General features: G+C 62.3%; 17 protein-coding genes. 11 read left to right on the forward strand and 6 right to left on the reverse strand.

Annotated features, from left to right (window positions below; all coding sequences use genetic code 11):
- Positions 1 to 67: 67 nt before the first annotated feature.
- Entirely contained in the window at positions 68 to 949 is an 882-nt protein-coding gene (ilvE, locus tag HNQ39_RS19210; RefSeq protein WP_184200285.1) for a branched-chain-amino-acid transaminase, read from the reverse strand.
- 75 nt (positions 950 to 1024) lie between these two features.
- On the opposite strand from ilvE, the gene HNQ39_RS19215 reads away from it, so the two are divergent.
- Positions 1025 to 1675, forward strand: coding sequence for a zinc ribbon domain-containing protein (locus tag HNQ39_RS19215; protein WP_184200288.1), 651 nt, complete (start codon positions 1025 to 1027; stop codon positions 1673 to 1675).
- A gap of 138 nt (positions 1676 to 1813) precedes the next feature.
- A complete protein-coding gene (locus HNQ39_RS19220) occupies positions 1814 to 2572 on the forward strand; it encodes a PEP-CTERM sorting domain-containing protein (RefSeq protein WP_184200291.1) in 759 nt (252 codons plus the stop codon).
- Here HNQ39_RS19220 and HNQ39_RS19225 read toward each other — a convergent pair.
- The gene (locus tag HNQ39_RS19225) at positions 2543 to 3259 is read right to left on the reverse strand and encodes a polyprenol monophosphomannose synthase (RefSeq protein ID WP_184200294.1); all 717 of its coding nucleotides are present in this window, start codon (positions 3257 to 3259) and stop codon (positions 2543 to 2545) included. The genes HNQ39_RS19220 and HNQ39_RS19225 overlap by 30 nt on opposite strands.
- A 43-nt stretch (positions 3260 to 3302) precedes the next feature.
- On the opposite strand from HNQ39_RS19225, the gene metF reads away from it, so the two are divergent.
- Positions 3303 to 4148, forward strand: coding sequence for a methylenetetrahydrofolate reductase [NAD(P)H] (metF, locus tag HNQ39_RS19230; RefSeq protein ID WP_184200297.1), 846 nt, complete (start codon positions 3303 to 3305; stop codon positions 4146 to 4148).
- Here the strand turns inward: metF and HNQ39_RS19235 are convergent.
- Positions 4145 to 4621: a hypothetical protein gene (locus HNQ39_RS19235; RefSeq protein ID WP_184200301.1), complete on the reverse strand. Its 477-nt coding sequence runs from the start codon at positions 4619 to 4621 to the stop codon at positions 4145 to 4147. The genes metF and HNQ39_RS19235 overlap by 4 nt on opposite strands.
- A gap of 190 nt (positions 4622 to 4811) precedes the next feature.
- On the opposite strand from HNQ39_RS19235, the gene HNQ39_RS19240 reads away from it, so the two are divergent.
- The 6 genes from HNQ39_RS19240 to sdhB all read left to right on the forward strand — a co-directional run bounded on the left by HNQ39_RS19240 (position 4812) and on the right by sdhB (position 10811).
- The gene (locus HNQ39_RS19240) at positions 4812 to 5855 is read left to right on the forward strand and encodes a rod shape-determining protein (protein WP_184200304.1); all 1044 of its coding nucleotides are present in this window, start codon (positions 4812 to 4814) and stop codon (positions 5853 to 5855) included.
- Positions 5856 to 5878: 23 nt separating this feature from the next.
- Positions 5879 to 6817 carry a rod shape-determining protein MreC gene (gene mreC, locus HNQ39_RS19245; RefSeq protein ID WP_184200307.1) on the forward strand — a complete coding sequence of 313 codons (939 nt, stop codon included), beginning with the start codon at positions 5879 to 5881 and terminating at the stop codon, positions 6815 to 6817.
- Positions 6818 to 6831: 14 nt separating this feature from the next.
- The gene (locus HNQ39_RS19250) at positions 6832 to 7326 is read left to right on the forward strand and encodes a hypothetical protein (protein ID WP_184200310.1); all 495 of its coding nucleotides are present in this window, start codon (positions 6832 to 6834) and stop codon (positions 7324 to 7326) included.
- 102 nt (positions 7327 to 7428) lie between these two features.
- Complete coding sequence (locus tag HNQ39_RS19255) at positions 7429 to 8214, forward strand: succinate dehydrogenase/fumarate reductase transmembrane subunit (RefSeq protein WP_184200313.1); 786 nt, start codon at positions 7429 to 7431, stop codon at positions 8212 to 8214.
- Between the two features lies 1 nt (position 8215).
- Positions 8216 to 10030 (forward strand): succinate dehydrogenase flavoprotein subunit, encoded by a 1815-nt coding sequence (gene sdhA, locus HNQ39_RS19260; RefSeq protein WP_184200316.1) that lies wholly within the window; start codon positions 8216 to 8218, stop codon positions 10028 to 10030.
- 13 nt (positions 10031 to 10043) lie between these two features.
- A complete protein-coding gene (gene sdhB / locus HNQ39_RS19265; RefSeq protein WP_184200319.1) occupies positions 10044 to 10811 on the forward strand; it encodes a succinate dehydrogenase iron-sulfur subunit in 768 nt (255 codons plus the stop codon).
- A 49-nt stretch (positions 10812 to 10860) separates the two neighbouring features.
- On the opposite strand, the gene HNQ39_RS19270 is transcribed toward sdhB, so the two are convergent.
- From HNQ39_RS19270 to HNQ39_RS19280, 3 genes are read right to left on the reverse strand one after another with little or no spacing between them, the layout of a single operon-like run.
- Entirely contained in the window at positions 10861 to 12459 is a 1599-nt protein-coding gene (locus HNQ39_RS19270) for a tetratricopeptide repeat protein (RefSeq protein WP_184200322.1), read from the reverse strand.
- Positions 12456 to 13283 (reverse strand): anti-sigma factor family protein, encoded by an 828-nt coding sequence (locus HNQ39_RS19275; RefSeq protein ID WP_184200325.1) that lies wholly within the window; start codon positions 13281 to 13283, stop codon positions 12456 to 12458. Before HNQ39_RS19275 ends, HNQ39_RS19270 begins: the two co-directional genes overlap by 4 nt.
- 1 nt (position 13284) lies before the next feature.
- Positions 13285 to 13905: a sigma-70 family RNA polymerase sigma factor gene (locus tag HNQ39_RS19280; RefSeq protein ID WP_184200328.1), complete on the reverse strand. Its 621-nt coding sequence runs from the start codon at positions 13903 to 13905 to the stop codon at positions 13285 to 13287.
- 275 nt (positions 13906 to 14180) lie between these two features.
- Here HNQ39_RS19280 and sigH point away from each other — a divergent pair, with 275 nt between their 5' ends.
- Entirely contained in the window at positions 14181 to 14837 is a 657-nt protein-coding gene (sigH, locus tag HNQ39_RS19285) for an RNA polymerase sporulation sigma factor SigH (RefSeq protein WP_184200331.1), read from the forward strand.
- A 91-nt stretch (positions 14838 to 14928) separates the two neighbouring features.
- Positions 14929 to 15285: a tetratricopeptide repeat protein gene (locus tag HNQ39_RS19290; RefSeq protein WP_184200334.1), complete on the forward strand. Its 357-nt coding sequence runs from the start codon at positions 14929 to 14931 to the stop codon at positions 15283 to 15285.
- The last annotated feature ends 1 nt before the right edge of the window (position 15286 follow it).

The raw sequence follows: 15286 nt of genomic DNA on the forward strand, positions 1-15286 counted from the left end.
GCCCCGCGGAACGCGGGTTTCAGGCGAAGGGGGGCGCGAGCAGTGCGAGCGGGGGGATGCCCGGATCCTAGAACGCCGTTCCGGTGGTCTTTGTGTAGGCGCGGAAGGCCTCGACCAGCTTGGCGGTGATCGGGCCAGGCTTTCCCGTGCCGATCTTGCGCTCGTCGAGCGAGACAGCCGGGATGATCTCGGCGGCGGTTCCCGTGAGGAAGCACTCGTCGGCGGAGTAGAGGTCAAAGAGAGTCAGGTTCTCCTCCACCACCCGCAGGCCGAGCTGCTCGGTGGCGAGCTTGATGGCGACCCCGCGCGTGATGCCCTTGAGGCAGCCCGCCGACGGATGCGGGGTGGAGACGACATCGCCGCGCAGGATAAAGACATTGTCCCCGGTGGCCTCGGCGACATAGCCTTGCTGGTTGAGCATGATGCCCTCGCCCGCCCCGACCCGGTTGGCCTCCATCTTGGCGAGGATATTGTTGATGTACTTGCCCGTGCACTTGATGCGCGCGTCGATGGCATCGGGCGAGGGGATACGGGTGGAGCAGGTGATCATGTCCAGCCCCTTCTCGTAGAGCTCCGGCGGGTAGAGCGCGAGCTGGCGGGTGGCGACCATGAAGTTCACCTTGGGCTCGATGTGCTTGGGGTCGAGGCCCAGACCCGTGCCGCGCGTGAGATTGACCCGGATGTAGCCGTTCTGGTGGTCGTTCTTGCGGCAGGTGGCGAGGATCGCCTCGGTGGCAGCGGCTTCGTCGAGCTCCCCGAGGGGGAAGTGCAGCGCACGGGCTCCCGCAAGGAGGCGCGAGACATGGGGCTCCAGCTCAAAGACACGTCCCCCGTAGACACGAATCCCCTCAAAGATTCCGTCGCCGTAGAGAAAACCATGATCGTAGAGCGGGATCGTCGCCTGCTCCTTGGGGAGAAACTCCCCGTTGAAGTACACAAACTCGGCCATGGAGCTATTGTACCCTGCGCGAAACGCATCGACGCTACTCCGTAACCCGTGGGGGCGGTGTTGCGTTAGAGGGCTGTGATCTCTGCGATTTTTTTGATGATTGTCTTGGTCTGGTGGGGCGTGGAGCGCCTTCAGCTCCACCAGGAGCACGCACTGGAGGCGCGTCGGCGTGAGCGCGTACTGACCCTACGACAGCGCTACGTGGGGCTACGGCCCGACGATCCCGTGGCACAGGAGCGGCTGGGGGATGCGCTTCGGGAGGCGGGCTACCCTGCGGAGGCGATCCAGGCCTTCGCGACTGCGGAGCGCCTTCACTCGGGGAGCCCGGCGGGGGCGGATCTGGCAAGCAAGATTCGTCTGACACGGCTGGAGCTGACCGAGCGCACGCGGCCCGAGCAGCTCGGCCAGACCCTCCAGACACGCGAGTCGGTGTGTCGGCGCTGTGGCACCCTCAACCTGCCCCACAACGAGGCCTGCTCGCACTGCGGGGCCGCGCTCCTGGTGAGTGGGTTCTGGGAGACCGCTACGAAGGGAGGGAAGATGCGCGGCGAGCTTATGCGGGAGGTCTGGCCCTTGCTGGCAAAGGCGGCCTTGGTCGTGGCCGCGATTGCCTGCGCGAGCTTCCTGCGCTATGAGGTCCGGATGGCGGTCCTGATCGCGGCGGTGATCGTGGTTCCCTTTGCGGTGCTACGACAGCTGGGAAATCCGACGATCGACGAGGGCTAGAGAGGGAGAACTCGGTTAGGATGGGCAATTCCAGGGTAAAATACCAGCAGGGAGAAATACGTGTTTCGCCCTGCCAGAAGTGTTCGATAAACAGGCAGTGGGGCCGTAAGCACACAGCGACCTGTGGTAGGAGAGTAGATGAAAAACCTGAAGTACCTTGCCCTTGCCCTTGTCTTGGCAGGGGGAGCACACGCCCAATCTTATACCACCGTCCCAAATCTCTTCGGTGGGGTTGAGGGAGCCAATGCCTTAAGCACGATGGTTCGCTCGCAGCCACGAACCTTGCAGATGGTCATCTCTGCATCGGAGCTGGTTCCGGTTGCGCACGGGGATATCACGGGACTGACCTTTCGCTTGGATGGGCTTGAGGCCGCCGGAAAGCCCGACTTCAATATTAGCTTTACCAACTACGATATCTACTTAGGCCAGGCGGCGGTGACCCCGTCCACGATCAGTACGGACTTTGCGAGCAACTATGTCGCCGGGACCAAGACCCAGATGCGCTCGGGGGCGCTCAACCTGGCCGCGGGCTACTTCACGCAGACTACTGCGGGCGGCCCCAATGCCTTTCCGGTGGTGACGATCGCCTTCAACAGTGGCAGTGGGAGCTACCACTACACCGGTGGGGACTTGGTGGTGGAGCTTACCCATACCGGAAACTCCGCGACAGACTTTCGGCTCGATGCCACTCCGGTGACGAGTACCTACAGTGCGATTGCCGCGGCGGGCTACAACGCCACCACCGACGATGGCACGAACCTCTCGCCGCTTTTGGTACGCCTGATGCCGGTGACACAGTTTCAGTTTACGTCGGCGTTTATCCCGGAGCCGGGGACGCTGGCGCTCTTTGGGGTTGGGCTTTTCGGGCTAGCGCTTCGCCGCCGGCGCACTGCCTAGGCGAAGGCGCCAGACCATCCCTACGGCCTCAAAGACAATCCGCTTGCTCATCTTCGACACGCCATCGACCCGGTCGGTGAAGAGGATGGGCACCTCGGTTGCACGGAAGCCTGCCTGAAGCGCCCGCCAGGTCATCTCGATCTGGAAGGAGTAGCCGTTGGAGCGAATCTCAGGCAGGTTGACAGCCTCCAGCGCCGCGCGACGCCAGCACTTGAACCCCCCGGTGAGGTCCTGAAGGGGGAGCCCCAGGATCGTCCGGGCGTAGAGACAGCCGCCGCGGGAGAGGAGGCGGCGCCCCAAGCCCCAGTTGGCCGTCCCGCCCCCCGCAACATAGCGCGAGCCGATCACCAGATCCGCGTCGGCGGCCAGGAGCCGGGGCACATCACAGGGGTTGTGCGAGAGGTCCGCGTCCATCTGAACCAGGCGCGTGTAGCCCTTCTCCAGCCCCCAGGTAAAGCCGGCGACATAGGCGCGCCCCAGCCCGTCTTTGGTCGTGCGGTGCAGGACATGGACCTGAGAGTCGGTAGCGGCGTAGCTATCCGCCATGCTGCCGGTTCCATCGGGAGAGCCATCGTCGACAATGAGGAGATGGGCGGTGGGGACTTGCTCACGGAGCTGGGTCACCAGGGTGGGGAGGTTCTCTTTTTCGTTATAGGTCGGGATGACAATCAGGGTGGACTCGGGCATAGGGTTCCCAGCAGTATACCGCCTTGCGATACAATGGGAGGCTATGCGGATCGATGCACTCTTTGGGGGCGAGCGCCCCACCCTCTCGTTTGAGTTCTTTCCTCCCCAGAAGACGGCGGGTGCCGAGGCGCTCTTTCAGACCATCCACCAGCTCCAGGCGCTCCAGCCCGACTTTATCTCGATCACTCGCACCGGGGGCGGCACCGAGCCCACTCTGGAGCTCACCCTGCGGATCCAGCAAGAGCTTGGCATCCGTGCCATGTCCCACCTGACCTGCCTGCACCACTCCCAGCCCGAGATGGAGGCCCACCTAGAGACCCTGTGGCAAGGCGGGGTCCGCAATGTCTTGGCGCTACGTGGCGATCCCGAGAACGGCCAGCTTGTCTTTAAAGCGCCCAAGAACGGGTTCGCCTACGCCAACGAGCTCACCGCGTTTGTCGCGCAGCGCCACGACTTCTGCATTGGGGTAGCGGGCTACCCCGAGGGCCATCCGCAGTGCCTGAACCTGACCCGCGATATCGAGACCCTCAAGGCCAAGCTCGATGCGGGGGGACGCTTTATCATCACGCAGCTCTTCTTCGACAACGCGGACTTTCTCCGCTGGCGGGAGCGCTGCCGTGCGTCGGGGATCACCGTGCCGATTGTCGCAGGGATCATGCCCATTGAGAACGTGGCGCAGATCAAGCGCTTTGTTACCCGGTGCGGTGCCAAGATCCCTCAGGAGCTCCTCCTAAAGCTCGAGGCAGTGGAGGGCAACCCGGACGAGGTCTATAATGTCGGGATTGGACATGCGATCGCCCAGTGTCAGGAGCTGCTCCGCGAAGGGGTCGATTACACGCTCAACAAGAGCAAGGCGACCGCCCAGATCGGTGAGGCGCTCACCCGCTAGCGACGAAGCTGGCGTGCGGCTTGGAGGGCGAGCTTAGCAAACTTGCCAAGGGGCGCGAGGCGGGTGAGCGCGGGCGGCACCAGACCAAGCTTGACCGCAAGGGACTTCTTGCGGCGTGGCTTTTGTGCGGGGGCCTTCCCGCGGAGCCGAAGTGCCTGGACAAGGCTGAGTGCCTGGCGGACATGGCGTGGCTCGATCCACATGCCTTCGGGAGCTTCCGTAACATTGAAGTGACCACGAATGGCGCGGGTTCGGGTCAGAACGGCGAGCGTTCGTCCCTTCAAGCGCTGGGCGAGAGTGGCTCCGGAGCGGGCTAGCTGCTGACCTTGCTTGGCCAGAGGAAGCGTCCGCGTTTGCAGGCGAGTCACTGGGCCGGCCTTGATCTTCCAGAGTGCTGCTCCTACCGCGCACCAGCCCACGAGCTGGGCGAAAAAGACCAGGGCCACGACAATATCCAGAGCGCTCCATGTCATGGTTTTAGTGTACACGCCCCATGGAGAGTTGGCGATAGTTGTTGTGAATTTTTTACTATTTGACACAAGTCCGTGATATACTTTTCGATAGCGTCTCGCCTCCACCGATTCCTGTTTGCATGCCTGTTTGGGATCTGCATGCCTACCTGAGAACGGACTCTGGGCAGATCGTCAGGCAAGCGAACACACTATGCGTCTTTTTGGTTTTTTTGGTCGGCGTCGCCGCATGGGGATTGATCTGGGCACCGCCAATACACTCGTCCACGTTCACGGGAAAGGCATCCTCCTGCGTGAACCATCGGTGATTGCGTTTGATGTCAATCGTCAGGTTGTGGAGGCAGTCGGGGATGAGGCCAAGCGTATGCTGGGACGAACACCGGGGCATATCGTCGCAGTTCGGCCTCTCAAAGACGGAGTGATCGCAGATTTTGATCAGACAGAGCGAATGTTGCGTTATTTTATAGAAAAAGTAACACGGAAACGCCCGTTTGACCTTCCCCAAGTCGTTGTTGGGATTCCGTCTGGCGTTACCGAGGTCGAGAGGATGGCGGTAATCGATGCGACCAAGAAAGCGGGAGCAGGCGAGGCTTTTTTAATTGAGGAGCCGATGGCGGCGGCGATCGGGGCGGGGCTGCCCGTCGCGGAGCCAACGGGCTCGATGATTGTCGATATCGGGGGCGGAACCACAGAGGTTGCGGTGATCTCGCTCTCGGGGATCGTCACGAGCCGCTCCATTCGGGTTGCGGGTGATGAGATCGACGAGGCAGTCGTGGCCTACATCCGGCGACAGTACAATCTCTATATCGGGGACCGGACCGCCGAGGAGGTAAAGCTCCAGATCGGCTCCGCCTTTGTCCTGGAGCAGGAGCTGGAGATGCTCATCAAGGGGCGTGATCTCCTCACGGGATTGCCGCGCTCAACCACGATCTCCAGTGTCGAGATTCGCGAGGCGATCGCCGAGCCGGTCAACCAGATTGTCGATGCCGTGAAGATGGCGCTGGAGGCAACCCCGCCGGAGCTCGCCGCGGATATCATGGACCTGGGGATCTACCTGGCCGGAGGCGGAGCGCTCCTACGGGGGCTGGACCGCCGCATCCAAAAAGAGACCGAGATGCCGGTCAAGATCGCGCCGGACCCACTCTCCTGTGTGGCGCTCGGGGCGGGTGAGGTCCTGGAGGAAGCGGAGACGCATCCCGGGCTACGGAACGCGCTGGTCTCCAGCCGGAACATGTAGGAACTCGCAAAGGGGGAGGGGCGATGCGGCGAAGACGACTGGGGGGGGGATGGAACCCGGGTGTGGAGCGGCGCGGATTTCGGATTGCGCGCGGGACGGTTGTCGGGGGGCTGATCGTCGTGGGGATCGGTGTCGGGGTGGTTCACAACCGCCTCCAAGCCTCGGGTAAGGCCGATCCGGTGCTCTCGACGGCGCAGGCGGTCTCGGTGCCGGCCCAGGTGGTCGCTGCACGGGCGACACAGGGCGTGAGCTCTCGCTGGCAGGGGCTCTTTCGAGGCCAGGAGCTTGAGAATGAGAACGAGCGGCTCAAGGCGGAGCTTGCCACCCTAAAGCTTGAGGTCGAGCGTCGCGCTGCGGTGGATGCGGAGAACCAGCGCCTTCGCGAGGCTCTCGACTTTACCGCCTCGAAGAACCCTCGCCCGCAGGTTGCCGAGGTAATCGCCTGGCTGCCAACCTCATTGGAGCAGACCCTCACGCTAGCTGTCGGGGCCCGGCACGGGGTGCGCCGCGATCAGGTCGTGCGAACTCCCGATGGCCTCTTGGGAAAGATCGTCGACTCTGGCCCCTTTAGCGCCAAGGTCCGCCTCCTCACCGACCCCGACTGTAGTGTCGGGGTGACCGTGGCGGGAGGGAAGGCCTTTGGCATCCTGCGCGGGGTGGAAGAGGGGCGCGAGCGTCTCAACCGGCGCTATGCCCTAGAGCTGATCCATCTGGAGATAGATGCGCCGGTTAAAGTCGGAGACCGAGTGGACACGTCGGGGCAGGGAGGGGTCTTTCCACCGGGGATTCCGGTCGGGACGATCGAGAGTGTTCATGAGGACACGACCCACCTGTTGAAAGTGGCCCGTGTCAAGCCCTTTGCCCCCATGCCGGGGATGGTGCGTGAGGTGCTCGTGCTTCCCCCAAGCCCGAGCCTCGCCAGCTCCGACACCCCTGACTCCGCCGAGAGCCGCCGACCATGAGCCGGGGGAGCCTGATGGCCGCGTCTACGGGACCGGAGCTGTCCCCAAGGGCACTGGGAGGCTACGTGGTTTTCTTATTTCTGGGCCTTGGGCTCCAAGCGGTCTTTGCGGGGCGTATTACCCTCTTAGGGGGCCAGCCCGACTTTCTCCTCGCCCTCGCCCTCTGTGTCGCCCTCTTCACCGATGCTCCCACGGGCGCTGCCGCGGGCTTTGTCTCGGGCTTGATGACCGCCGCCGTGACCGGGCAGACCATGGGGACCTATCTGGTCACGCGAACAATCGCGGCGGCACTGGTCGGCTGGCTCCGCAAGCGCTTTGTCCGGGCGGGGGTCTTGATCACCTTGCTGGGAGTGGGAGCGGGCAGCATCGTGGCGGGCACTCTCTATGGCCTCTCCAACCCACGAATCGGGCTCGCCCACTGGGCATCCCTTACCTTCGTGGGCGCCTTGTTCAACATGCTCGTTGCCGTACCGGTCGCCGTGGTCCTGCGCTTGCAGACACGCTCCTAAGTACCCCCAAATTGAACAGGTTCAAATTTTGAAGCAAAACGCATAACTGTTATCGGAAAAATTCGCTTTACTTCTTACTGGCCTCTCGACTATAATTCGTTCATGGCAACAACAACGATTGAACGGGGACAGCCAGGAAGTAAGGCCTTTTTCAAGGACAGCTACCTGCTTCACAAGCTGCACTCCCTCTCGGGCGTCATTCCTATCGGGGCGTTCCTGATCTTCCATCTGACGATCAACTCCTACAGCCTCGGGCTCAGTGGCAATGGAGAGACAGCCTTCAACACCGCGGTAAAGGCAATCAGCTTCGCTCCGTTTGTCGTCCTGCTGGAGCTCGGAGCGATCATGCTGCCGATCTTCTTCCACGCCATCTACGGCCTAATGATTGTCGCGGAGCTTCCTGGGCCCGGTGGAAACACGGCCCACTACGGCTACGGTCGCAACAAGCTGTATGTCTTCCAGCGCTGGTCTGGGGTGATCGCGATTGCCTATATCTGCTTCCATATCTACGACACCACGGTGCTTAAGTATGTCTGGGAGCTGACGGCGGGTGAGGCGGGCAAGGAACTTGGCTTCCAGTCGATTAGCTACCGCGCGATGGCCTGGCGCTTCGCCGATCCGATCTATCTTGGGCTCTACCTCATCGGGATTGCCTCGGCGTGTCTGCACCTGGGAAATGGAATCCTGAACTTCTGTATCCGCTGGGGGCTGACAATCGGTAAAGAGGCGCAGAAGATCGCGGCCTTGGTGGGCTGGGGACTGGGCATTGCCCTGACACTACTGGGCTATGTCGTGGCGATCAACTTTGGCATCAAGGGGCAAGAAGACCACAGGGCCCACCCCAACCGTGATGCTTTTGTGAAGGTACTTGTCGAGGAGGCAAAGTAACATGGCAGGACCTAGAGTAATCGTCGTGGGGGGCGGGCTCGCCGGGCTCATGACCACCGTCAAGATCGCCGAGGCAGGCGGCAGTGTCGATCTCTTCTCCCTTGTCCCGGTGAAGCGCAGCCATAGTGTCTGTGCCCAAGGCGGGATCAATGGTGCCGTCAATACCAAGGGCGAGGACGACAGTCCCAGCCTCCATATCGACGATACCTGTCTGGGGGGGGACTTTCTGGCCAACCAGACCCTCGTCAAGAACATGTGCGAGGCGGCTCCGGGGATCATCTACCTGCTGGACCGCATGGGGGTGATGTTCAACCGAACCCCCGAGGGCCTGCTAGACTTCCGCCGCTTTGGAGGAACCCTCAAGCACCGCACCGCCTACGCCGGAGCGACCACGGGGCAGCAGCTTCTCTACGCGCTGGATGAGCAGACTCGCCGCGCCGAGGTCGAGGGCAAGGTCAAGAAGTTTGAGTTCTGGGAGTTCCTGGGGATTGTCCGCGACCAAGGGGGCACGGGCAAGTGCATTGGTATTGTCGCGCAGGATCTTCGGACCATGGAGATCAAGGCGTTCCATGCCGATGCCGTGGTGCTGGCAACGGGCGGCCCTGGCATGGTCTTTGGAAAGTCTACCAACTCGACCATCAACACCGGAACCGCCGCGGGAGCGATCTTCCACCAGGGAGTGCGCTACGCCAACGGGGAGTTTGTCCAGGTCCACCCGACCGCCGTGCCCGGTGAGGACAAGCTTCGCCTGATCTCCGAGTCGGTGCGCGGGGAAGGGGGACGGGTCTGGGTACCCAAGACTCCCGGCGATCCTCGCCCCGGACAGAGCATCCCCGAGGGCGAGCGCGACTACTTCCTGGAGGTCAAGTACCCCAAGTACGGCAACCTCGTGCCGCGCGATATCGCCACCCGCGAGATCTTTGCCAAGTGTGTCGATGAGAAGATGGGGGTCTATGGCGAGAACCAGGTCTACCTCGATGTGACCCATATCGACCGCAAGAAGCTCGATGAGAAGCTACGCGGCGTGCTGGAGATCTACGAGAAGTTCGTGGGCGACGATCCCCGGGACGTGCCGATGCGTATCTTCCCGGCGGTGCACTACTCCATGGGCGGAATCTGGGTCAACGACGGAACCAACCCTGGCTCGACTCCCTACCACCAGACCAATGTGGACGGCCTCTTTGCCGTGGGCGAGTGCGACTACCAGTACCATGGTGCCAACCGCCTCGGGGCCAACTCGCTGCTGTCGTGTCTGACCAGTGGCCAGATCTGCGGCCCCGCCGTGGTGAACTACATCAAGGGGCTGAGCAAGCACACCGATGGCACCGAGCCGGAGCTGGGAGCCCAGGAGCGCGACCGGATCGCACAGTACGAGAAGCTCAAGGCCATGAACGGCACCGAGAACCCGTTCTTGATCTGGCGTGAGCTGGGCAACATCATGACCGAGAACGTGACGGTGGTGCGCTACAACGACCGCCTCCGCCACACACTGGAGAAGCTAGACGAGCTCGAGGACCGCTACGAGAAGATCGGTATCAGCGATGCGGGGAGCTGGTCCAACCAGACCATTCCCTTCACCCGGCAGCTCAAGAATATGCTGATCCTAGGCAAGATCATCACCAAGGGGGCACTCCAGCGCGACGAGAGCCGCGGCGCACACTACAAGCCGGACTTCAAGGAGCGCGACGATGCCAACTGGCAGAAGACGACGATCGCGGAGTTCGATCCCGCCAACCCGCGCGATCCCAAGATCAGCTACGAGCCGATCGATCTGAGCCAGGTCAAGCCCCGTCCCCGTGTCTACACGAGCAACTAATCAGGAGAAAACGATGTCTGAAGTTACCATCCAAGTCACTGTACTGCGGCAGAAGGACCCGGACTCCGCTCCCTACGAGGAGGTGTTCGACGTTCCCTACAAGCCGCGCATGAACGTCATCTCCGTCCTCATGGAGATCCAGGCCCACCCGGTCAACACCAAAGGCGAGCGTGTCGCCCCCGTGGCATGGGACCAAGCCTGCCTCGAAGAGGTCTGTGGCTCGTGCACGGTTCGGGTCAATGGCAAGGTCAAGCAGGCCTGCTCCGCACTCATCGACACGGTCGCGCCGCTGACGGGCAATATCCGCCGCCTGCACCTGGCTCCTATGAGCAAGTTCCCCACGGTGCGCGATCTGGTGGTGGACCGCTCCCGAATGTTTGAGAACCTGAAAAAGGTCCAGGCATGGATCCCCATCGACGGCACCTACGACCTGGGGCCGGGGCAGCGCATGTCCCAGAAAGACCAGCAGCTGGCCTACCACTTCTCCCAGTGCATGACCTGTGGCTGCTGTGTGGAGGCCTGTCCGCAGGTGAGCGAGAAGTCCAACTTTATCGGTCCTGCGGCGATTGGTCAGGTGCGGCTCTTCAACTCCCACCCGACCGGCAAGCTCAACGCCGACGATCGCTTGGAGGCGGTCTCGGGTGATGATGGAATCGCGAGCTGTGGCAACGCCCAGAACTGTGTTCAGGTCTGCCCCAAGGAGATTCCTCTGACCCGCGCGATCGCGGAGATCAACCGAGATACGACGATCTACCGCATCAAGAAGTGGCTCGGTAAGTAGCCAAAATCAAAACGCCCCCCGCCAAGCATGGCGGGGGGCGTTTTGTTTTTTACGGGCCGTCCTGTCCCCGAGGGAGGTTGGCCAGCTTGCGCACTCGGTCCAGAGAGAGGTCCTGGATCGCGCGGGGGAGATCGCCCTTTCTCACAGCCTGCCCATAGCTCGCCCGTGCATCGGGGTACTCGCCGAGCCGCTCCTGCGCCTGGGCGAGCAAGAAGTAGTCCGCGCCCGAGCCACGTAGCCGCACCAGCTCACGCCGCATACTGACCTCTTCACGGACACTGCTCGTGAAGCGTAGCAGGTGCGCCAGCCCGGAGAGAGCGACAATCTCTCCCTCTTTCGAGATCGGCATGGAGCTAATCACGACTCCCGCTTGCCCCGCACTGGTGCTGCGAACGCCGGTACGGGCACCTTGGAGGTCGGCGCGGAAGCTGGCGATAAACTTCTCCGTCCAGCCCTCTGCGGCGATCAGCTCAAGGGTGTCTTTGGGGTAGAGCACGCGCTCGTTGAGCAGGGCGCGCTTGAGCTCCTGCTCCGCATTGGGCCGGTCGTTCTGCTCGATCAGGCTCTTGGCGAGGAGCCGCCGCCAGAGCGCCTCGTTCTCGGGGTCGGCGACGAGGGCTTTTTGGAGGGTCTGCTGTGCATCTCCGGGACGCTTGGCGGCGAGCTGTGCCTCGGCGAGTGCGCGCTGTAGGCTGGAGCGTGCCGAGAAGAGGCCGCCTTCCTCGGAGAGCTTGAGGGCCGAGGCATACGACTCGGTTGCTTCCGCGTAGTTACCGGTCTTCATCTGAATATCGCCGAGCGCTGCAGCGGGGGCGGGGTCGCGCGGGGCACGCTGACGGGCGCTCTTCAGGCTACTCACGGCCACGCTCGCCTGCCCAAGCGCCATGCTCGCCCGTGCGACTCCGGTGGCTGCAGGAACCGCGACCGAGTCGATGTTGGTGAGCTTGTTGTAGACCTTGAGTGCTCCCGCATTGTTTCCTGCCTGGAGCTGCGCATCCCCCAGGGCGAGCAGGGCCCGGGGATTGGCGGGCTCGAACTTGAGAGCGTTGTCCAGTGCCTCGACCGCCTGACTCGCCTTGCCTTGTGCCAGGTAGGAGAGCCCTAAGTTGATCTGGGGCTTGGGCCAGCTGGGAGCCAGTGCCGAGGCGCGGCGGTAGGCGCGACCCGCATCTTCAAAACGAAGGCTAACCTGGTAGGCATCGCCGAGCAGAAGAGTGAGGATCGGCGACTCGGGGAGCTTCTGGAGCGCCTCCTGAAGTCGCTGGATCGAGCCGGACGCATCGAGCCCAGGCTTGCCCTTTAGCGAGAAGCGCCGGACACTATCCAGATAGACTTGCTGCGCCGCGCCGGGCTCCTCGTTCTCTTGGAGCGCCCCTTGGAGCAGAAGCGCCGTGATCAGGTCGTCCTCCGCGATACGGGTGGCCTCGCGGTACTCCTTGATCGCCAGGCTTGCTCTGCGCTGCGCGGAGAGGGTCACTCCCAGGCACCAGTGGGCCATGAGCGAGCCCGGATCGGCCTCCTTGGCGTAGAAGTAGTGGGTGAGTGCCTGGTCTAGCCGCCCCTCCCGCAGGCTCTTGTCTCCCTGCCGGATGCGCTCAAGGCTCGCCATGCGTGGCTCCGCTGTTTTTTGAGGAACCTGCCAGCTCATTGGAAGAGGCTCCCCTGTGTGTGCTGGGCGTTGACCGTTGCGTCCGTGGCAGGGCAGCTAGCGCGCTGAGATGCCCCGGGCTCGTGGCGCTCGGCCTCCGCGACCAGGCGATTGAGCTCCTCGGTCTGGCTCTCCTCGACCACGCGGTGCATTCCTACTTCAAGGAGCGCGACCGCGTTCTTCTGGGCGCGCGACGGAAGGTTGGGCTCCGGGAGGGGAAGGGCCTTGAGTGTCCGTGGTTGCGGGCGGCTCAGGCGCACGCGGCGCACCACCTCCGCACCCAAGTCCGGGGCAGTATCGTCAGGTTGCTTACTCGCAAAGGGATCCTTGGCGGGTTTGTTGGTCGCCACAAGCCGTTCCGACTGCTGCGCCAGCTCCAGCGCCGAGGAGACCTTGGGAGCAGGCGACGGCGAGGGCTTGGGAGCGAGCGCAACCTGAGGGGCAAGACTTGGAAGGGCGCTCGCCGCGGGGGCCATGACGCGTACTTGAGGACGTGCGATAAAGAGTGCGGCAGCGGCGGCACCAGCAAGGGCCAGCCCTCCCAGAGGCGCGAGCCGTCGCGGTGTGAAGCGTGCCGGGGCAGGGGGTGCTGTCTCCGCCTCGATCGCTGCCTCAAGCCGCTCCCAGAGGTTGGGAGAGGGGAGCATGGCAGTGGGAGTGGCCTGACGGAGCGCGGCGGCCATGCGCTGCTGCGCTGCCCACTCACTCAGGCAGTCCGGGCAGACACGCAGGTGCCGCTCCACACGAGCGGCGAGCGCCTCTGGCAGGGCATTCGAGGTGAGTGCCGCCAGCTTATTTCGATAGAGAAGGCAAGAGATGCCCATTTTAAAATGATTCCCCCAGTACCGACCGCAGGCGCTTACAGGCGTAGTGCAGCCGGGACCAGACTGTACCGACGGAGCAGCCGATGATCTGGCTGATCTCCTCACAGGATTTACCCTCAAAATAATGCAGTTGAACCACGACACGCTGCTTCTCGGGCAGGCGCATCACGGCGTCGCGCAGGAGACGCTCGCGCTCCCCGCGCTGTGCCTGAGTGACCGGATCGGTCTCCTCCGACGCCTTGAGCTGCTCTAGGCCACCGCCGGTCTCCTCGGTCGGGAGTGCCTGAAGGAGCTCCGATTTCGATTTTTGTTTGTGCTTGATGGCCGTATTGACCGCGATCCGGTAGAGCCACGTGGAGAACTGACTCTCGCCACGGAAGCGCGGCAGACCCCGCCAAGCCCGTAAGAAAAGCTCCTGAACGATATCGTCCACGTCGTCCGAGCGCCGCGTCATGCGCGAGATGAGCGCCGCCATGGGGCGCTGGTAGCGGGCTACCAGCAGACCAAAGGCTCCCGTATCGCCCTCCGCAGCCCGGCGTGCCAGCTCCGCGTCGCCATGGAAGCTTACATGGCGAGAGGACTCTGCCTCAGGGGTGCCTGCGGTTTTGGTAGTGCCAGTCATTGAGTAGGCCATCTCGTACTATCCGTGAGAACGGGCATCGTTCAGCTATTATGAGCCCTGCTCTGGAGAAAACCTTCAAAAACAGTCGATTTTTTTCTTGAACCTTGGGCAGGAGGCCGGTATAATGCCAGGCGAGGAGTGAAGAGCCAACAGCAGGGAAGCGGGCAAGTGACCTCAGAGGGGAAAGTGCCCCACCTCACCCAGCTGTTTCATCTTCACCAACCCACCAAAATGAGTGAGGACAGCGTCGCGTGACCACCACGACGAAACCCGGTATGGATCTACCTCGCGTTAGTTTGCTTCGATACGCCGAACTTTCCGATCGCGAGATTGTCACTCGAGCCCAAGGGGGCGAGGCAGAGGCGGCGGAGTATCTGCTCTACAAGTACCGCAATCTGGTAAAGACAAAAGTAAAGTCCTACTTCCTGGTAGGGGCGGAGAAAGACGATTTATTGCAGGTGGGGATGATTGGGCTCTGGCAAGCGGTCGTGGACTTCCGCTGCGACAAGGCCATCTCTTTTCCTGCCTTCGCAAAGGTGTGTATCCAGCGACACATCATCACCGCAATCAAGACAGCCACACGCCAGAAACAGCAGCCGCTCAACACCTCCCTCTCTCTGGAGAGTCCTTCGGAAGACCCCCTCGCGGACTGGAACCTCTCCGAGGTCCTGACCGGGGAGAACGCCATGGACCCCGAAGAGGTCGTCCTGCGCTGCGAAGACACGCGTGAGCTCCGGGACAACCTCCAGCGCCTGCTCTCCGACTTCGAGTGGCTGGTTCTCTCGGGCTACCAGCTGGGCAAGTCCTACCGCGAGATCGCCGACGAGCTCCGCTGCAAGACCAAGTCGGTCGACAATGCACTGGCGCGCATCAAGCGGAAGGTCGCCTGTGTGGTCGTGGGGGATGCCGATCTCTCTGAGCTGCGCTTCTAATTCATCTTGCCGTGAGAACGCGAAACAGGTATACTCTGCGTACAATTTCACCCCTCCCCAACTAGGGGCGCAGTGATGGAAGGAACAGTGCATGGCGGATGACGTGGCAACACGGTTTCAAGAGGCAATTCAGTATCGAATCAACGGCAACTACGATGCCGCGGTACCCCTCTTTAAGTCCGTGATCGCGGAACAGCCGAATAACGCAGATGCCTACCACGAGCTCGGGCTGGTCTTTAGTTTTCTGGTTACCGATGATTGTTTGCCGACGCTGGAGTACGCGTGTAAGCTGGCTCCCCACAATCTGGTCTATATCATGAGCTACGGCAAGGCACTGGCCATGTTTGGTGAGTTTGAGCGGGCAAAACAGATGTTTCAGTGGGTACTCAAGGCAGATCCGTTCAACGATGATGCCCAGACCCAGCTTGATTTCCTAAAAGACTTCTAGC

It is taken from the genome of Armatimonas rosea, from assembly GCF_014202505.1.
Lineage (GTDB): Bacteria > Armatimonadota > Armatimonadia > Armatimonadales > Armatimonadaceae > Armatimonas > Armatimonas rosea.